15 protein-coding genes are annotated in these 18,547 nt (G+C 58.2%); 8 read left to right on the top strand and 7 right to left on the bottom strand.

Going from position 1 to position 18,547, the window contains the following annotated elements:
• Positions 1-155 precede the first annotated feature (155 nt).
• From FJ145_04185 to FJ145_04175, 3 genes are read left to right on the top strand one after another with little or no spacing between them, the layout of a single operon-like run.
• Entirely contained in the window at positions 156-1,424 is a 1,269-nt protein-coding gene (locus tag FJ145_04185) for a hypothetical protein (GenBank protein ID MBM4260624.1), read from the top strand.
• 6 nt (positions 1,425-1,430) lie between these two features.
• On the top strand, positions 1,431-1,913 hold the full coding sequence (locus tag FJ145_04180) for a polyketide cyclase (GenBank protein ID MBM4260623.1): 483 nt from the start codon (positions 1,431-1,433) through the stop codon (positions 1,911-1,913).
• A gap of 19 nt (positions 1,914-1,932) precedes the next feature.
• Entirely contained in the window at positions 1,933-2,850 is a 918-nt protein-coding gene (locus FJ145_04175) for an isocitrate lyase/phosphoenolpyruvate mutase family protein (protein MBM4260622.1), read from the top strand.
• Between the two features lie 248 nt (positions 2,851-3,098).
• Here the strand turns inward: FJ145_04175 and FJ145_04170 are convergent, their stop codons facing one another.
• On the bottom strand, positions 3,099-3,572 hold the full coding sequence (locus FJ145_04170) for a DUF433 domain-containing protein (protein MBM4260621.1): 474 nt from the start codon (positions 3,570-3,572) through the stop codon (positions 3,099-3,101).
• Positions 3,573-3,694: 122 nt separating this feature from the next.
• On the opposite strand from FJ145_04170, the gene FJ145_04165 reads away from it, so the two are divergent.
• From FJ145_04165 to FJ145_04155, 3 genes are read left to right on the top strand one after another with little or no spacing between them, the layout of a single operon-like run.
• A complete protein-coding gene (locus tag FJ145_04165) occupies positions 3,695-4,189 on the top strand; it encodes an MOSC domain-containing protein (protein MBM4260620.1) in 495 nt (164 codons plus the stop codon).
• Between the two features lie 20 nt (positions 4,190-4,209).
• Positions 4,210-5,070, top strand: a complete 861-nt coding sequence (locus FJ145_04160; protein MBM4260619.1) for an EamA family transporter — start codon at positions 4,210-4,212, stop codon at positions 5,068-5,070.
• Complete coding sequence (locus FJ145_04155; protein MBM4260618.1) at positions 5,067-5,405, top strand: TfoX/Sxy family protein; 339 nt, start codon at positions 5,067-5,069, stop codon at positions 5,403-5,405. The genes FJ145_04160 and FJ145_04155 overlap by 4 nt, the downstream gene beginning before the upstream one ends.
• A 43-nt stretch (positions 5,406-5,448) precedes the next feature.
• On the opposite strand, the gene FJ145_04150 is transcribed toward FJ145_04155, so the two are convergent.
• The gene (locus tag FJ145_04150; protein ID MBM4260617.1) at positions 5,449-5,829 is read right to left on the bottom strand and encodes a DUF983 domain-containing protein; all 381 of its coding nucleotides are present in this window, start codon (positions 5,827-5,829) and stop codon (positions 5,449-5,451) included.
• Between the two features lie 4 nt (positions 5,830-5,833).
• Positions 5,834-11,506 carry an excinuclease ABC subunit UvrA gene (gene uvrA / locus FJ145_04145; GenBank protein ID MBM4260616.1) on the bottom strand — a complete coding sequence of 1,891 codons (5,673 nt, stop codon included), beginning with the start codon at positions 11,504-11,506 and terminating at the stop codon, positions 5,834-5,836.
• A gap of 123 nt (positions 11,507-11,629) precedes the next feature.
• Between uvrA and FJ145_04140 the strand changes: the two genes are divergently transcribed.
• The gene (locus FJ145_04140) at positions 11,630-12,316 is read left to right on the top strand and encodes a 7-carboxy-7-deazaguanine synthase QueE (GenBank protein MBM4260615.1); all 687 of its coding nucleotides are present in this window, start codon (positions 11,630-11,632) and stop codon (positions 12,314-12,316) included.
• Positions 12,317-12,335: 19 nt separating this feature from the next.
• On the opposite strand, the gene FJ145_04135 is transcribed toward FJ145_04140, so the two are convergent.
• The 3 genes from FJ145_04135 to FJ145_04125 all read right to left on the bottom strand — a co-directional run bounded on the left by FJ145_04135 (position 12,336) and on the right by FJ145_04125 (position 16,150).
• The gene (locus FJ145_04135; GenBank protein MBM4260614.1) at positions 12,336-14,477 is read right to left on the bottom strand and encodes a hypothetical protein; all 2,142 of its coding nucleotides are present in this window, start codon (positions 14,475-14,477) and stop codon (positions 12,336-12,338) included.
• 9 nt (positions 14,478-14,486) lie between these two features.
• Positions 14,487-15,458, bottom strand: coding sequence for a hypothetical protein (locus FJ145_04130; GenBank protein MBM4260613.1), 972 nt, complete (start codon positions 15,456-15,458; stop codon positions 14,487-14,489).
• Between the two features lie 260 nt (positions 15,459-15,718).
• Complete coding sequence (locus tag FJ145_04125; GenBank protein MBM4260612.1) at positions 15,719-16,150, bottom strand: cupin domain-containing protein; 432 nt, start codon at positions 16,148-16,150, stop codon at positions 15,719-15,721.
• Positions 16,151-16,332: 182 nt separating this feature from the next.
• On the opposite strand from FJ145_04125, the gene FJ145_04120 reads away from it, so the two are divergent.
• On the top strand, positions 16,333-17,235 hold the full coding sequence (locus FJ145_04120) for a hypothetical protein (protein MBM4260611.1): 903 nt from the start codon (positions 16,333-16,335) through the stop codon (positions 17,233-17,235).
• Between the two features lie 66 nt (positions 17,236-17,301).
• Here the strand turns inward: FJ145_04120 and FJ145_04115 are convergent, their stop codons facing one another.
• Complete coding sequence (locus tag FJ145_04115) at positions 17,302-18,438, bottom strand: cupin domain-containing protein (GenBank protein MBM4260610.1); 1,137 nt, start codon at positions 18,436-18,438, stop codon at positions 17,302-17,304.
• Between the last annotated feature and the right edge of the window lie 109 nt (positions 18,439-18,547).

Genomic DNA, 18,547 nt, shown 5'->3' with positions numbered 1-18,547 from the left:
GCGTTCTTTGCTATCTTGAGACTGCGTCTGGCTGAGCCCCAACCAGGCGCAGTTTTTGTTTTGCTAGATCGGTTGGCGCAGTGAACAAGGAACTTCGTGCCTATCCTCTCATCGATGCTCTAATCCAACGCCGCTCCCGCCGTTTCAGCCTAGGGATGAAAATGGCGAGCGGGCCGCTGGCTTTTCACAGTCAGCACGCGCCGCTGCCGCTCACCGAAGAGGAAGAAGCTCTGCTGGTTTTCGCGGCGGCGGGCATCACCGGCCACGCGCTGCTCGATCTGAACTTTGACGCGGCTCAGGGCGGCGCCATTGTCGCGCGCTCGTTGGGACGAACCATCGCCAGCGGCGATGCGATTCAGACCGTGTCGCTGGTGGTGACCAACGACGACGCGACTTACGTGATCAAACGGCCGCAGGATTTTCTACCCAGCGCGATTCCCCAACTGATCGACGCGGCGCACCAGGGCAATTACACCGAGCTCTACCGCCAAAGCCGAATCAAGATTAAGCACGGCCGCGCTGCGCCGCCGCTGGTGCCATTTTTCAACGTCAACGTCAATCGGTGGTCGCTCTACACGCCGGGCACGACTTATTTTCTGCCGATCAACGAGCTGACCTTCATGTACATCAACGGCTTGCTGGAGGTTTTCAACGAGCACACCGGGGCATTTGTGGTAGACGAGCGGGCCAATTTCCAACCGGCGGGATTGAAGCAATTCAGTCGTAGCCGCGGCGGCCACCTGATTGACAATCCGGCCAGTGGGCGCGTGCTGACCGTGCAACGCTTGGAGACGATGGTCACAGAGTTCGTCACCGCCGAGCAAGGCATGATGCTGCAAAACCTCGGTCTCATGGCGCAAGCATTGGGACTCGGCGGCTTTCCCAATTTTGCCGAGCATGAATACGGCTGGTTTCAGGCGCTCGATTTCCGCATGAACGAAATGCCGGTGGGCAACTATCTTGGCGCCAATCGCCTGACGCGCGCAGTCATGACTTTACTTGGGCGCAATCAACACGTGCCCTATGCGGTGGGCTTGGAGCGCGACGGCAACGTTTTGCTGCAGCCTTATTGCCCGCCCTATTACCCGACAATGAAAGCGGCGGTTGAAGCGGTGATCGACGTGAAGTACGGCGCGCAGGGTTTGTTTCGTGGCGGCGCGCAAAATAGCGCCTGGCGCAATCCGGCAAAGATATCGAATGATGTCGCAGACATCAGCGCTGCTACCATCGCTGCCACGGTGGCCTACTGTGAATACATTCATGGCCGCTACGGCCGCTTCCCTGCCTACTTGCCGCCATTTCGCACAGTGCTTGGTTTCCAGGCCGGTCATCTCGATATCGACTTCTATGACCGCCATTACCGCGCAGACGCTTTGTCTATCAACGAGCGCGAACATCTGGTGAATTGGCACAAAAAGCCGTAACCACAGATGGCGAGCAACGATTATCGTTTCGTCACGCATTGGCGCATCGAAGCCAAAATCGAAGAGGTTTATCGCATCATCAGCAACGCCGCCGACCTGCCACGTTGGTGGCCGTCGGTCTATCTCGATGTGCGCGAGCTCTCGCCCGGCAATGAAAAAGGCGTTGGCAAAATCGTCGATCTCTACACGCGCGGCTGGCTACCTTACACGCTGCGCTGGCAGTTCCGTGTCACCGAGGTGAATTTTCCGCACGGCCTCGCGCTCGAAGCGTGGGGTGACTTTGTCGGCACGGGTCGCTGGACATTCAAACAGGACGGCGCTTGGGCCAACATTCGCTACGACTGGCAGATTCGCGCTGACAAGCCGCTGCTGCGTTATTTGTCGTTTATTCTCAAGCCGATCTTTGCTGCGAATCATCGCTGGGCCATGGCGCAGGGCGAGAGGTCGCTGCGCGCCGAGCTAGCGCACTACAGCTCTGCAGCAAAATAGTCTGCTGGTCCTGCTTGCGATGCATCGGTGTGCTGGCATACGATACCGCATCGATCCTGGAGGTGTCCCCATGGAACCCATAGCTGCCGAGATCTTAGCCGCCGCCAACGCCAAGAGCCGCCGCCTGCGCGAGCTGGTGCGCGCGCCGGAGATTTTGGTTATGCCCGGTGCCTACGATGTCTTGAGCGCACTGCTTTTCCAACACCTTGGTTTCCCAGCGATCCAAGGCACCAGCGGCGGTATCGCCGCAGCGCTCGGCTATCCGGACGGCGAAGTGATGAGCCGCGATCTTTTTGTCGAGACCTCCGGCCAGTTCGCAGCGGCTGTGTCGGTTCCGTTCAACGCTGACGGCGAGAAAGGTTATGGCGATGAGCACGGCGTCCAAGAGACCGTGCGCGCGCTGGTCGCGCGCGGCGTCGCCGGCATGAACCTCGAAGACAGCACCGGCAAAGGCGGCAGTGGTTTGGTCGAGATGGCGCAGCACCTGCGCAAGATCAGTTCGGTGATGGCAACCAAAAAAGACCTCGGCAGTGAGTTTTTTTTAAATGCCCGCGTCGATGCGTTCCACGTCATGAAAGATGACCCGAAAAAAATTCTTGACGAGGCGATCAAGCGCGGCAACGCCTATGCGGCAGCCGGCGGCGACTGCATTTTCTATTTAAACCTTCACGGCGCCGAGACCATCGGCCGAGTCGCCAAAGAAGTCAAAGCACCGATCAGCATTCTCGCCGGGCCGCAATCCCCCGGCGTCAAGGAGTTGCAGGACCTCGGCGTTGCCCGCGTCAGCTACGGCTCGGGATTTCTAAAAGCCGCGATCAGCGGCGCCAAGAAATTGGCCCAGGAGATTCTCGAGCAAGGCAGCTGCAATCTCCTCAAAGAAGGCATGCAGACGCCGGAAGTCACCGGGTTGGTGAGCAAGAAGAAGACGTCAGCATGAGAGCGAATCGGCGAACGATTGCTCAGCTACTTAAACGGCAGGAACACGATCTTAACATCCCATTCTTCGGCGGCAGAGCTTTCGGCGACCAGCACCAAGCTGTCAATCGCCTCTCCTACGTTAGCCGGTTGATGGATTAAGATGAGACTACGCATCGGTAGTTGGGAACCTAACCGTTCCTCTGCGTACGCTCGCATGGTTCGGTGGTCATGCGAAACCACCAGTCGCGCTTCAGCTGCTGACCATTCTCACATCCCGGGTCGGGCGCCTCGGATAGACCGACTTCCTGTGCGGTCACCGTATCGCAGCTCGGCGACCTTCGATGGACACCCTGAACAATACGACCATTGAAGTCTTGGTCGAAGAGGTATTTGACTGCGCCAGCGGCGCGTTGGCGCTTGGCGCGCAACGTCGAGGCGCTGGCGCAGGTCTTTAAGGAATTCTTTGTGACGGCTGTCGAGATCCTGACGAATAACTTCAGCGCACTGCTCTGAATTTTCGAGATAGCGGTCGACCTGATCGCGGTTGTTCAGGTAGCAGGCGATGGTGGCGTAGACTTGGGCAAGGGACAGCGCTCTGTAGTCTTGGCAAATTTCTTCTGGGGTGGCACCGTCGCGGTAGGCGTAGACAACGCTGTCGAGCGAAACGCGTGTGTTGCCTATACGCAACCCACCTTGTGGCGTGGGCACTAGAAGATTGCCGAGGTCGAAGGTCGTATCCATGTTAGATATGATCATCCACACTGGGCACCAGGACAACCGCTGGAACTCCCAGGCAAAACCACTTTTTGCTGCGAAGCTGCCTAGAGTGATTTATCTGGAAACAAAGCAAAGGTTAGTGTCAAATGGAATTTTCAGCAGAAAACACGCGCTACGGATGGGGCACAGTCCTGTCGATCCACATTGCGCCAACAGCGGCGGCGCCGATGCAAACAGTTGCCAGCGTGCAAGCCTGGCCCGGCAAAGGGCTTGAGGGCGATCGCTACGCGGCCCAGCTTGGCACTTACTCCAACCATCCCGGCAATGGCCGCGATGTGACGTTGATTGAAATCGAGGCGCTCGAAGCGCTGCAGCGCGAGTATCAAATCGCTCTCGATCCCGGGCTTTCGCGACGCAATCTCATAACGCGCGGCGTTGCCCTCAATCATCTCGTTGAACGCGAGTTTCGCGTTGGCGAGGTTGTACTGCGTGGCACGCGCCTGTGCGAGCCATGCATGCACTTGGAACAACTCAGCATCAAAGGGGTCATGCGCGGCCTAATCCATCGCGGCGGCTTGCGCGCCGAGGTACTCCGCGGCGGTGTGATTCGCGTCGGCGACTCAATCGCACTTGATGGATAGAGCTATTTCCGCTTAATGCCGTGACTCTCTGGGCCCTCATTCTCATTCTGGTCGCCGCCTTCATCCACGCGACCTGGAACCTGCTGAACAAACAAGCGAGCGGCCACGCGACGTTTACTTGGATCGTTGCGGTGGCATCAGCAGTGCTCTACGCGCCACTGACGATCGGCATGATCGTCGTGTGGGAGATCGAAATCGGCTTCATGCAGATCGGTCTGATGGCCGGCAGCGCGGCACTGCACACGGCCTATTTTCTCCTGCTCAACCAGGGCTACCGCGTCGGCGATTTGTCGCTCGTCTATCCGCTGGCGCGCGGCACAGGACCGCTGCTATCGAGCCTCGCGGCGATTGTTTTTCTCGGCGAGCGGCCGTCGTGGTTAGCCATGCTCGGCACCGCGCTGATTCTCGCCGGTGTTGCATTGCTGAGTTTCAGCGGCGCGAACTTTCGTGCGCAAGGAAGCCGCCGGGCAATCATGTACGCGCTCATCACCGGTTTGTTCATCGCGGCCTATACACTGTGGGACAAACACGCGGTCAGCCGCTTCGCGCTTTCGCCGCTTGCTCTCGATTGGGGCGCCAACCTCGGACGGGCGATCATGCTGACACCTTTTGCCATTCACTTTTGGCCGCAGACAAAGATTGAATGGCGCGAGCACCGCTACGAAGCGATCAGCATCGCGGCGCTGATACCGCTCTCTTACATTCTCGTCTTGACAGCGATGCAATTTACGCCGGTCAGCTACGTCGCACCGGCGCGTGAGATCAGCATTCTCATCGGCACGATCATGGGCACGCGGCTGCTCGCCGAAGGCGATGCCACGCGCCGGCTAACCGCGGCCGGCGCCATGGTGCTAGGGCTAATTTTTTTGGCCATCGGATGAACCAGAAAGACGAATCATTCAGAGATTTCGTGCTCGACCAGCTGCAAGCACTAGAAGACGTCGAAGCGCGCCGCATGTTCGGCAGCTTCGCCTTGTACCAAGCCGAAACCTGCTTTGCCGTCGTCAACAAAGGCAAGCTTTATTTCAAAATAGACGAGACGACGGTCGATGAGTACCGCAAGCGCAAGATGAAACCGTTTAGGCCCAACGCGCGACAGACAATAAAAAGCTACTATCAGGTGCCGGTGGATGTGCTGGAGAATAGCGACGAGCTTTGCCAGTGGGCGCGGCGGGCGGTGCAAGCTCAGAGGAAAAAAGCGACAAAAGAGACCTAAAGGAACAAGAGGCGCGGCAAGTAGCCGCGAGACGCCAGACCCCTTAATTTTTCGGCGGCACGGGATACAACCTGTCCGGCGGGTCGAAAAAATGATCAAACGCGAGCCACACGCTGCGTGAGTGGTGGAAAAACATCACCGGAAAGATGACGGCAAAGGGCACCCAGAGCGACAGCTGCTGATCGATGGTCCAGCCCGCGAAAGCGTCCAGTAGGAAGAACCCTGGCACCGCAACACCGACCGTGGCCGCGTAGTTAATGTAAATCGCGCCGACAAAATAGCCCTGCTCTCTTTCAAACTTGAGGTCGCAGCGCGCGCAGCGGGCGCGCATGCGAAAGAGCTTCTCATAAAGCTTGCCGATGCCACAGCGCGGGCAGCGCAGCCACAGGGCGTAACTCAGCAACGAAACGATTCTACTCGCCACAGCACTAAGCCGTCACCGATTCGCGCCGTCTCTTTGAGTTGACGGGTTTGGCACCGCCATTGAGATAGTCACGCAAGAAGCGCGCGGTGAAAGACTGCTTGCCGTCCTGGATGATTTCCGCCGGCGTGCCGCAAGCGACCACGCGGCCGCCGTCCTGACCGCCTTCGGGACCCAGGTCAACCAGGTAATCGGCGTCCTTAACGATGTCGAGATTGTGCTCGATGGTGACCACCGTATTCCCCATGTCGACCAGGCGGTGAAGAATCTGGATCAGCTTTTCCACGTCGGCAAAGTGCAAACCGGTGGTCGGCTCATCCAACACGTAGAGCGTTTTGCCGTGGGATTCCTTCCCCAGCTCATAGGCAAGCTTGATGCGCTGCGCTTCACCGCCCGACAGCGTGTTGCTCGCCTGACCGAGGGTGATGTAGCCCATGCCGATGTCGTCGAGGATTTTCAGCGGCCGGGCGATTTTCGGAAACGCCTGGAAAAACGGCACCGCTTCTTCGACGGTCATGCGAAAAACATCCGAAATACTCTTGTCGTTGAAGCGGATGCTCAATGTCTCCTCGTTGAAGCGCTGGCCATTGCAGGCTTCGCAGTCGATAAAAACATCGGGGAGAAAGTTCATCTCCTTGCGAATCTTCCCCTGCCCGGCGCACTCCTCGCAGCGGCCGCCTTTGACGTTGAACGAAAACCGGCTCGGCGTGTAGCCGCGCAGCCGCGCTTCCGGCGTCAGCGTGTAGAGCTTGCGGATTTCGTCGAGCAATCCGACGTAGGAGGCGGGCACCGAGCGCGGCGTCTTGCCGATCGGGGTTTGATCGACTTCGACGATACGTTCCAACTTCTCCCAACCGACGATCTCTTTGTAAACGCCGGGTCGTCCGGCAAATTGGCCGAGCTTCAACTTGAGCCCTTTGTAAAGCACTTCTTTGACCAGCGTGCTCTTGCCCGAACCAGAAATTCCCGTCACGCATGTCCACATGCCCAGCGGCAACCGCACGTCGACGTTCTTCAAATTGTTCGCCTTGGCGCCTTTGATGGTCAGCCAATTGGCTTTTTTCAACGCGCGCTCGGGCCCGAGCCGTTTGTGCTGTGCGCGCAGATAGGCGCCCGTCAGCGAATTGGGATTCTTGCGAATCTCCTCCGGCGTGCCGATGGAAACCACCGTGCCGCCGCGCACGCCGGCGCCCGGACCCAAGTCGATGATCAGGTCGGCCGATTCCATCGTCGCTTCGTCATGCTCGACTACGAGCACGCTATTGCCGACTTCTTCGAGCCGTTTCAATGTCCGCAAGAGCATGTCGTTGTCGCGCGGATGTAAGCCGATGGTCGGTTCGTCGAGGATGTAACAGACACCGCGCAGGTTCGAGCCCAGCTGCGCCGCCAGACGAATGCGCTGCGCCTCGCCGCCCGACAGAGTATCGGCGCGCCGGTCCAGGGTCAGATAAGGCAAGCCGACTTCGGCGAGAAACGCCAACCGCTGCTGAATTTCGCGCAAGATCTTGTCGGCGACGGCGCGGTCGCGCTCGGCGCTGCCGTTGTCGCCCTGCGCCAACTCTAAAGAATCGAAATACTCTTTCGCCGCTTCGACGGAAAAAGCCGTCACCTGCGAGATCGACTTGCCATCGACGCGCACCGCCTGCGCGCGTGGGTTCAGGCGCAGCCCCTGGCAAGCGCTGCACGCCGTTTCCGAAAGCAGCTCGCTCAGTTCTTGATTGGCTTCATCCTCGCCGTCGCCCCAAATTTCGCGCAGGAAGGGAATGATGCCGCGCGCGCTGCCGCGGCCGGTGCCGCCGTGAAGAACCTCTTCCTGTTCTTTTTTGCTCAGCTTGGCGAATGGTGTGTCCATCTCACAGCGCGCTTCGAGCTTTTCGCTCAGCCGCTCCATGGCGCGCCGCAAATGGGCCGCGTTCAAGCTAAAGGATTCGCCGATGACGTCGAGCGTTTCGCGCACCGATTTGCGCGGGTCGGCAAGGATCAAATCGGCATCGAAGTCCCACTGAAAACCCATGCCGCTGCATTGCGCGCATGCTCCCTGGCGGCTGTTAAACGAAAACAGCCGCGGATCGAGCGGCTCGTAGCCGATGCCGCATTGCAAGCAAAACAGTTTCTGATTGAACACCTGCTCGCCGCCCTCCGAAATCAGGTGAATCACACCGTTGCCCAAGCGCAGACCGTGATCGACCATCGCTTCGACCTCGCGGCTGCCAGCTTTGCCCTTGCCGATGACGACGTCGATGTCGTGCTCTTTGAAACGCTCTAGGCCGTTGGTTAACTCGGGCGCACGCAGGTCGACCAACTTGCCGTCGATGCGCGCGCGCCGATAGCCCAAGCGGCGCGCGCCCGAGATCACTTCCTTGTGAAAACCTTTGCGGCCGCGGATGATTGGGCTCAAGATCATCACTTCCTTGCCGCGATAGGAGCGCGCGACGCGGTCAAGAATTTGACTGCGCGTCAGCGAGTGAATCTGCCGGCCGCACTGGACACAGTGCTGCTTGCCGACTTTGGAGTAGAGTAGTCGCAGATAATGGTAAATCTCCGTGACCGTGGCGACAGTCGATTTCTTGCCGCCCTGGCTGAGCCGCTGCTCGATCGCCACCGTCGGCGGAATGCCCGAGAGCAGGTCGACATTGGGCCGCGCCATCACTTCCAAAAATTGCCGCGCGTAAGCAGACAAGCTGTCGATATAACGCCGCTGTCCTTCGGCGTAGATGATATCGAAGGCGAGTGACGATTTTCCTGAACCGCTGAGACCAGTGATCACGACAAAGCGGTCGCGCGGAATGTTCAGGCTGATGTTTTTTAGATTGTGTTCCTTGGCGCCGACGATGGCGATGGCGTTTTCGTCGAGCACCGCCGCCGCGGCGTCCGCCTCCTGCGCCGCTTTTTCCAGAGTCGCGGCAAACGGCGACGCGCTGTTTCGATCGACATAGGACCGCAGATAGACACCGGTATGCGACGCTTTCACCGCCGCGATTTGCTGCGGCGTCCCGGTGGCGATGATTTCACCACCGCGGTCGCCGCCCTCCGGGCCGAGGTCGATGATATGATCGGCGCATTTCACCACTTCCATGTTGTGTTCGATGACAACGATGGAGTGGCCTTGCTCGATCAGCTCGTTAAAGGCCCACAGCAGCCGTTCGATGTCGTGGAAGTGCAACCCGGTGGTTGGCTCGTCGAAAATAAACAGCGTGCCCGACTTTCTAGCGCGCGCCATATGCGCCGCAAGTTTCAAACGCTGCGACTCGCCGCCGGACAATGTCGTCAGCGGCTGCCCCAATCGAACGTATTCCAATCCCACGGCGCGCAGCGGCTCGATGGCCGCCTTGATTTCGCTGACGTCTTTGAAAAATTCCAACGCCTCGGTGACCGTCAGATCGAGCACCTCGCGAATGTTCTTGTTGCGATAAGTGACTTCGAGAATTTCTTCGCGGTAGCGGCTGCCATGGCACTCCGGACAAGTCGTGTAGACGTCCGAGAGAAACTGCATCTCGACTTTCTCGTAGCCTTCGCCGCGGCACGATTCGCAGCGGCCGCCTTCGATGTTGAAAGAAAAAGTCGACGGCGTGTAACCGCGCAGTTTGGACAGATCGGCGGTGGCGAAGAGCTTGCGAATGCCGTCGAAAGCTTTCATATACGTCGCCGGATTCGACCGCGGCGTCGTGCCCACCGGCGACTGATCGACCATCACCACTTCGGAAATCTTGTCGACGCCGTCGATGGCCGCGCAATCGACCACGCCGGCCGTCGGCGCCTCTTTGAGTTTTTTCAAATTCTTGTGCAGGACGTCTTCGACAAAGCTGGATTTGCCCGAACCAGAAACACCGGTGATGCAAACGAACAAGCCGAGCGGAATTTCGACATCGATATTTTTGAGATTATTGGCGCAGGCACCCCTGATTTTGATCGCCCGTTGAAATAACGGCTTGCGGCTGCGGGCCGGCATCGGGATCGCTTTGCGCTGGCTGAGATAAGCCGCGGTCAACGAGTTTTCGTCTTTCAACAGTGCATCGTAGCTGCCGGCGAACATGATCTCGCCGCCCTGCTCGCCGGCTTTCGGGCCGAGGTCGATGATGTGATCGCACTCTTTGATGATCTCGGGATCATGCTCGACAACCACGACGGTATTTTTGTTGGCGCGCAGTCGATGCAGAATCTCGACCAAGCGCCGGCTGTCGCGCGGATGCAGACCGATCGAAGGTTCGTCGAGCACGTAAAGCGTGTTCACCAACGACGACCCGATGGCGGTCGTCAAATCCACCCTCTCCAACTCGCCGCCGGAAAGCGTGCGCGACTGGCGATCTAGGGTGAGATATTCCAAGCCAACGCCAAGCAAATAGTTCAAGCGGCGGCGAATCTCGTCGAGGATCAAGCTCGCCACCTGGTCCAGCGCGCCGGCTGGTTTCAAATCGTTGAAGAACTGCGCCGCTGCACCGACGCTCATGGCGTTGACCTGGGCGATGTCCTTGCCGTCGATGCGATAGTGCAGCGCGTCCGGTTTCAAGCGGCTGCCGCTGCAATCCGGGCATGTTAAATAGGCCCGGTAGCGCGCCAGCATGACGCGCACATGCATGCGGTAGCTTTTACGCTCGAGCCGGCGAAACCAGCCGCGGATGCCCTTGTAGTCGCCGTCGCCGTCGACGACCAACTGTTTTTGCTTGTCGGTTAGTTCGCCCCAGGGTTTCTTGGTCGGCACCCGATGGCGCTCGCAAAAGTCGAGCAAACGGCGCGTGCGCCGTGTGCGATTGATCCACGGCCGGATCGCGCCGTCGGCGAGCGATTTGCCCGGGTCGGGAATCACCAGGTCCATGTCAATGTCCATCACCCGGCCAAAGCCCCGGCAAGCTTCACATGCGCCTAACGGGCTATTGAAAGAAAAAATATTCGGCACCGGATCGCGGTAGGCGATATCGCAATGCGGGCAGTGCAAATGATTGCTAAACGGCTCGCGCCGCCAGTTGTCCTGGGGCAAATGCAGCGTCAGCTGGCCTTTGCCGTAGTGAAACGCTTGTTCCAGCGAATCGGCGATGCGTTTGCGATTCTCCGCGCGATAGGCGAAGCGGTCGACGACGATCTGCAACAACTCCGCGCCTGCGGGCGCCTCGTTCAGCTGTTCAAGATCGCGCAAAGTTTCACCGTCGAGCAGGCGGTGGAAGCCGGCGCGCTGGAGATTGGACCGCACCTCTTCCCACGGCAGCGTCGACGGCGACAACGCAAACGTCAGAACCATCGGTGTGCCTTCGGCAAGATTCAATATTTTCTTCAGCACCGACGGCGCGCCGTCGCGTTCAACCACGCGCTCGCAGCCGCGGCAGTAAAGCACAGCGATTTTCGAAAATAATAATTTGAAATGGTCGTGCAGCTCGGTCATGGTGCCGACCGTCGAGCGCGAGGTCTTCACTGGCCGGCTCTGGTCGATGGCGATGGTCGGCGGAATGCCTTCGATGCTCTCGACGTCGGGCTTGTCCATACGGTCGAGAAATTGCCGCGCATAGGCGGAAAAACTCTCGACGTAGCGCCGCTGTCCCTCGGCATAGAGAATGTCGAAGGCGAGCGTCGACTTGCCCGAGCCGCTGACGCCGGTAATCACGGTTAAAGCATTGAGCGGAATCTCGATGTCGAGATTTTTCAAATTGTTCTGCTTGGCGCCGCGGATATGAATAGCGTTCTGGGTCATGACGCGCTCTGCTGTTACTACTGAGTCTCTCTTCGCTCCGTGCGAAGCTTACACACTTATCACAGCCGGCAAGCGAAACAAAAGCAGGTGGCACCAGCCGCGCCGCCTTGTTAAGTTGCGACTATGCGAATCGCGGAGATCTTCTATTCCATCCAGGGCGAAGGGAGACTGGTCGGCGTGCCCTCAGTGTTCGTGCGCACTTCGGGCTGCAACCTGCGCTGCATTTGGTGCGACACGCCTTACACGTCTTGGCGTCCGACGGGCAGAGAGTGGTCTTTGAGTGAAATCCTCAAAGAGATAAGCAAATATCCCGCCCGTCACGTGGTCGTGACCGGCGGCGAACCGTTTATAGCGCCCGAGCTGGGCAAACTCACGGCGGCGTTAAAGCGCCGCGGCAAACATATCACCATCGAAACCGCGGCGACGATCTTCAAAGTCGTAGATTGCGACCTGATCTCGCTGAGCCCGAAGCTCGCCAATTCGACGCCGTGGAAAAAACAGCGGGGAAAATTCGCCGCGATGCACGAAGCGCGCCGGAGTAACCTAGAGGTCTTGCAACAATTCGTCGATGGTTATGACTACCAATTGAAATTCGTCGTGCAGCAAGCAGAAGATTTCAGCGAGATCCGCACTTTGATCCGTATGCTAAGAAGCGTCGACCCGACGCGAGTTTTGCTCATGCCCGAAGGCAACCGGCGAGACGAACTGCGCCAGAAATCGGCTTGGATCGTCGAGCTCTGCAAAAAAACCGGCTACGGTTTCACACCGCGCCTGCACATCGAATTGTTTGGCAACCGGCGCGGCACTTAGAGCCGGCGTAGCCAAGTGGCTAATAGATTTGCGCCTTGGCGTCCCGCGGCGCTCCGGCGTGACCGACGTTTTGCGTAGCCGTTTTGTCCGGCACTTTGACAGCGGCGGGATTGATCATGCCAACATTGCTGTTCATGGTTTCCATGATGCTTGGCGCCAGCAGGCGCAACACGGTCACCGGTAATGCACTGGTGAATTTGTAGTTGGCCGCCTCGCGTCCCTGCACGTAAGCGGTGACGACACCGTAGTAGCGATCGCCGATGTAAAAGACAAAGGTCGCGGTGCGGTTGGTCGCGCGCGATGACGTTACGGCACCGAAGCGATTGTAGGTTTCAAAACGGTTGTCGCCGGAACCGGTCTTGCCGCCAGTCGCAATGATCTTGCCGTCGGCCGATTTAAACACGCCGTGCAGGGTGCGCGCTGTGCCCCCTTCGACCACGGCGGCCATCGCTTTACGGATAGCGCGCGCCACCTCCGGCAGCAGCACGACGCTGCCTTTTTCTTTCTGTTGCTCGAAGTGGGTCTCGTAGGGCGTGCCAGTTGCAAAGTGAATGTTGGTCAGACTGGTCGGCTGGCGGCGCACGCCGTCGTTGACGATGATGCCAACCAGCTCGGCTAGTGCCGTGGGCCGGTCCGACGAACTGCCGATCGCCGTGGCGTAAGACGGAACCAGGGTCTTAAACGGAAAACCCAATCTCTGCCAGTAAGGCGTCATGCGAGCGAACGCTTCCTTTTCCACACGCGTGCGCAAGCGCGATTCTTGAGCGCGCCGGTTGTTTGGGTTCAAAAGCCAGGTCGCCGCTAAACGGCGGGTTTCGCTGCTGCGCCCATAGAGTTGTTCCCAGGAAAGGTTGGGCTGCTGGCGAAACTCTCCGGCGCACCACAACTCCAGCGGATTGAAGCTAAGGAGATAGGCGTAATCGAGCAGCGTTAAGCGCGGGTTAGCGTAGGCTTGAAAGAGTTTACCGACGTCCTCTTCGGCAAGTTCCACTTGATTCTGTTTGAACCACGCGGCCAAAGTGGCTTCGTCATTGCCGAGCTTCCAGGCAAAGAACAAGATCGCCAGATGTCGCTCGACGTTGGTTTTTGTACCCAACAGGCGAGCAGCGATCTGCTCTGCGGTTTGACCGCGATAGCTCTGAAAGGCGCGCCGCAGGATCGCGCTCGAATCTTCGTCGGCCAACTCCTGAAGCATTTTTTTGCGCCGCTCGTTTTCCGGATTGGCGAGCAGCTCGTCGGCGTTGTAGTCGAGCCGGGCGCGATGGTAGTAAACCAGCTCGCGCATCAGACGGATGAAAACCAAGTTGGTCGAGTTCCGGAAAGCATCGCGCAGCGGCAGGATTCTTTCGTTGTCGCTTTTGTCGAAGTTCTCGAACGTGTGCATGCCGCCGCCGGTATAAAATTGTTCCCACGGGCTCGCGGAGTAGCGCCGATTCATGGCGCGCTCCAAAAACGGCTCGAGCGCAAGTTTTTTATTTTGCAGCAGGACCGCCGCCGCCCATTTGGTCAGAGGGTCGCGCGCTTGCTCGGCAGTATTTCTCAAACCCTCTGCGTCCAGCGGAAATAAATCCTTATGCAGTTCGCCCATCAGCTCCATATAGTGCGCCACCGTGCGCAGTTTGGCGGGGCTGCCGAGCTCGAGCTTGACACTTTTGTTGAAGTCGAGCGGGCTGCCGAGATTGTCCGCTTGCACACGGATTTTCTTGCCGTCGGCGGCAGGCTCGACCAGTAGGAACGAATACACCACCTTCTGCGGGTCGGCATCTTCCAGCAAGTACTTGCCGGTGAGCCCGTTGGCGCGAATCACCTCCCGCTGTGTCAGCGTATGGAGAAAATCGGTGATCTTTTTCTGCAGCGGCACATCGATGGTGCTCTCGACGTCCAGGTGCAGCCGATTCAAATCATAAAGATTTGTTAGGCCTAGATATTCCATCATCGACGTGCGAATGGCGTTGGCTGCTTTGTTCTGGACCGATGAAGCCTGTGGCGAGACCGGGCCTTTGCCGAGAAACTGCACCGGTGTTTCTTGCAGCACCGTGGCGAACTCCCAATCGATCAAACCTTCGCGCGCCATGAGCCGGGTAAACTGCCCGACTTTTTCTTCCAGCGACTCACGCTCCTCAACGAGAAACACCGATGGCGAGCGCACCGACACGAGCAAAGAAAGTATCTACTTGAAAGCCCGCACTTTGGGCACTGTGATGCCCGGCATCTCGATGGCCTTGACGGCATCGCTCAAAGAAGTGCCGAACCAGGCGTAGAGTCCTTCGCCAAGACCGTGGATCTCGCCGTAGCCGGGCGCCGCCGCCAACGGCACGGAATTGAGATAATCGACGATCAACTGCTCGCGCCATTCCCGGGTGTTTTTTCCAGCGCGATACGCTTTCAAACTTGCGCCAAACACTTGGCGCACCTTTTCCAGCGGCGTATCGGTGCGGCCATTGGGCGAGTGGCGAAATTTTTCCAGCTGCACCGCCAGCGTGCTGCCACCTTGTACCGGCACCGGCAGATAGAGCTTCGAGCCGATGTAATACAGCATCGCCTTAAACATGCGATTCCACTCGATCACCGGGTTCTGCCAATCCGTTGCCGGCTGGTCGAGGTCGCGGTTTTCCAGGAAGAGCAGTGTCTTGGTGACCAGCTGCGGAATATCGCTGGCTTTATTGAACAAGAAATCGCCCTGCGCGTAACGAAACAGCGCAGTGCCGTCTTTGCCGCTGACCGCCATGCCGGTCTCCACCGGTTCGCGATAGGGTGGCGAGATGTTTCGGTTCAGCAGAAATACCATCATCTCCGATTGCTGCGCTTGCAGCGCAACCCGGTAGCCCTGGTTTTCCAGCCGTGCGCGAAAATTCCCCAACTTGGTGTAACCGCGCCGCTCATCCAAAGGTCCGCCGCGCGGAAACGCAATGCTTGGACTGGCGCCCGGCGCAATTTTGTAATGCACTTCTTGATTGGTGCGCGTGAATACCCAGGACTGAACCACGGAGGTTTGAATCTCGACGAAAACGCAAACGGCGAGCAGAATGGCCAGCAGCAGCAGCCAACGGCGCCACCTAATCGGGCCACGCCATGCGGGAAACCAGCGAAATTTGGAGGCCCGAACTTGAGAGAGCTCGCTAGGGATGGACTTGCCGTTCATGGGTCTACGCCAGGGAACTTATATCACAACCGAAGCGAAAAACTATGCGAAAAGCGCGCCGTTTTCGGCGCCGTCGGCGCGCCGAGATCTTGTGCTGATGACCGAAAAAGAGCCGCGTAATTTTTGATCGTTTAGAGGAATTTGTGGAGCGATCGATGAAGACTGGGACGCGCGACCGGTGGTAACCCAGCCGCGCGTTGGGCCTGGCGTCAGCCCCGTTGTTGGAGGTAACGGCCCTGTGCGAGTAAAACTCGACGCTGTTAATTCCAGTCAGCCAAGACGCCCATGTCCTGACCGCCGCCATGCTGAAAGATGACGCGCTTGCCGGTCTTATCGTCAATTTCATTGCGCTGGCCGCCGGCTTTAGCAAGATCTTCTGCCGTCGCCTTGTGGCTATTGCCCAGCAAAATCATCGGTTCGTCGAACGGGTTCGAGCCTTCGTAAAACTCATGCGCAGGGATACTAATGATTTCCCCCTGCCTCAGCTCATGGGTCTCGTTGCGCCCTTTCATGATGCCCTTGCCGGTGAGCACATAGTAGGTCCGGTCCGAGGGATGGTTGTGCATGCGCTGCACATCGCCGGGTGGGAAGATCAAGATCCACGTTTCTAAATTTTCGCGGCGAAATAAATCAATGCGCCGCTGGCCTTTCTTGCGCCCCTTGGACGTTTCCAACACGTCTAAAACTTTCATCGTAACCTCCTTCTAAAATGGGGTTGGTGCTTCAGACGGCGTGACTCTAGTCCCGTTGTCAAAGTTCTGTCAAGGCGAAGTTTGTACCGCACAGCCAAGCGTACTATAGAAGGTCGTAATTCATTGTTCGTGACTCGTGCTTGTGGCTGTCGTTTGAGCGCACACGTCGAAGGAGAAACGCTGTGTCGATAACCAAAATCAATTGCATGTACGGTCATCTCGAAGGCATTGAGCCAAAGTTCGCGCGCGACATTACCGGTTACTTGGCCATCGATGCCGGCATCTACGCCAAGCACGGGCTCGAAGTGTCGTGGAACCACGTGCAGGGTACCGAAGAACGTTATCGCCGACTGGGAACCGGAGAAGCGCAGATTTCGTTCGTCGTCGCGCGCGCATCGCTGCCGCATTTTCTGGACACCAAGGCAAGCCGATTGCTGGGCTGCGCCATGAACAGTTGCCCCTACTGGTTGGTCGCCGATGGCGCGATCAAAGAAATTGCGGATCTAAAGGGCGGCACGGTGGTCTGTCGCGAGGGGCCGGCGCGCGGTGTGCCGCTCGGCGCAACATTTCAACAGATCGGCGGTCTGACCATCGGCAGCGATGTCAAACTCGACCTCGTCGCCAGCGACCAAGAGGCGTTTCACCGTCTCTTGGATAAGAGAGCCACCGCGGCGCTGGTGCCGCGCCCCTATGGCTTCGTCGCCGAGGAAAAGGGGTGTCGCCGTCTCAGCGCCTGGCCCGATATCGTCGATGACCCGCTATGTATTTCCATCGAAACCACAGCGCAGCTTGCCCGGGACCGGGCCGCCGATTTCAAAGCTTTTGTTACCGCCCATCGCGAGGGCATCGTTTATGCCAAAGCCAACCGGGCCAAAGTGATCGAGTTGTTGAAGACCAAGTTCGGCCACGGTCAGCTCTTAGCCGACAAAGTCTTTGAGCAATATCTTGGTCACATGGACGAGTCGCTGCAGATCGATCTCGCACACCTGAGCAAACTGGTCGGCCAAGTCGCGCCGGGAAAATCCGCCCAGGTGCGCGAGATCGCCGCCGAATGGGCCGTGGCCGGCGCGGTGAAGGCGGCATAGCCGCTCACCACGTCCAAAAAAAGCCCCGCGTTGAGCGGGGCTTTCCGACTAAAATGTGCGCGGCTCCTATTTCGCGCTCTGCACAAACGGCTTCCAGTTCCATTCAAAATCGGGATTGGAATACGCCTCCGGCGGCATTAGTGAAGTCAGCCCGCGGCTCGCCAGCTCGCCCTCGAATTTTTCGCGTACCCATTTGTCTTCGTTGCAGTACTCGATCTGATCCTTGGCACGGTCTTCGACTTTTTCCGCATGGCCGTGGAACTGCATGGGCGGGTGAAGCGCCAGGTAGCGTGCCGGTTCGCCGCCGGCGTTGAAGTGTTGATGAAACCATTTGTTCGGCGGCACGAAGAGGCTGGCTTCGTGCCACGGCACCACGACCTTTTCTTTGCCCTCTTCCCACATGATCGAGTAGCCCTCCCCGACCGGAATCACAATGACGCGGCCGGGGCCGTGGCGGTGCGCTTTCTTGTACAACCGCGCGTCGAACACCGACATGTGGCACGACATTTCTGAATCGGGAAATTGAATGTAAACGCTGCGCCCGCCGGCTCCCCGGCGCGCATTGGTGTCGAGCTTATCCCAGGCGCGCATGTCGGGAAAGAAATTGCCGAACCAGTAGGCACGCCGGCCCCAAGTCTCGTCGAGCTGGTTCTGTGAGACCATCTTGGCTTCGGAGTAAAAATCCATCTCGTTCTGGATGTCGTTGCTTTCGTAATTGCTGCCGAAGATGAAATTGACATCGCGCACGCCTGATAACGTCAGCGGCATGTAATTATAGTGCAGCAAACGCACCGGCTTGTCGCCCTGCATATTGGTGAACTGATGGGTGTAATTGTGCGGCAGCAAGAACATGCTGTGCTTTTGCCACTCAAAGGTCTTGCGCGGCCGTTTATCTCCTGCCCAAATCGTTGTCAGGCCGCGGCCTTCGACAACGTAAACAATTTCATCGAGAGCGAACTTGAGCGGTGGCAGCGTCTTGCCGGCGGGGATCTCGGTCACCCGGGCAGAAGTCACGCCTTCCTGCCCGACCAATTGAATGAATGCCGAATGGCACTGCCGCGCATCCCACCACCCTAACTGCAACGTGCGCAGATCCTCGATGTAGTAGCCGCGATAGATGGGCACGCCCTGGGCTTCCATCCATTCGTCGTAGGTGTACACTTTGCTCCACATTTTTCGCTCGCCCTGCATCGCCTTCGACATGATTTCCTCCAAAAAGTAGATCTAGGTAATGATTCTGCTGAAAACCCCGAAGAATGCTTCGACAAGCTCAGCATGAACGGATTTTGTGACATGTTTGAGACTTCAATTC

Source organism: Deltaproteobacteria bacterium (assembly GCA_016874755.1).
Lineage (GTDB): Bacteria > Desulfobacterota > Binatia > UBA9968 > UBA9968 > DP-20.
Note: the sequence above shows the minus strand (reverse complement) of the source record. Positions and strands in the feature narration are given on the sequence as shown.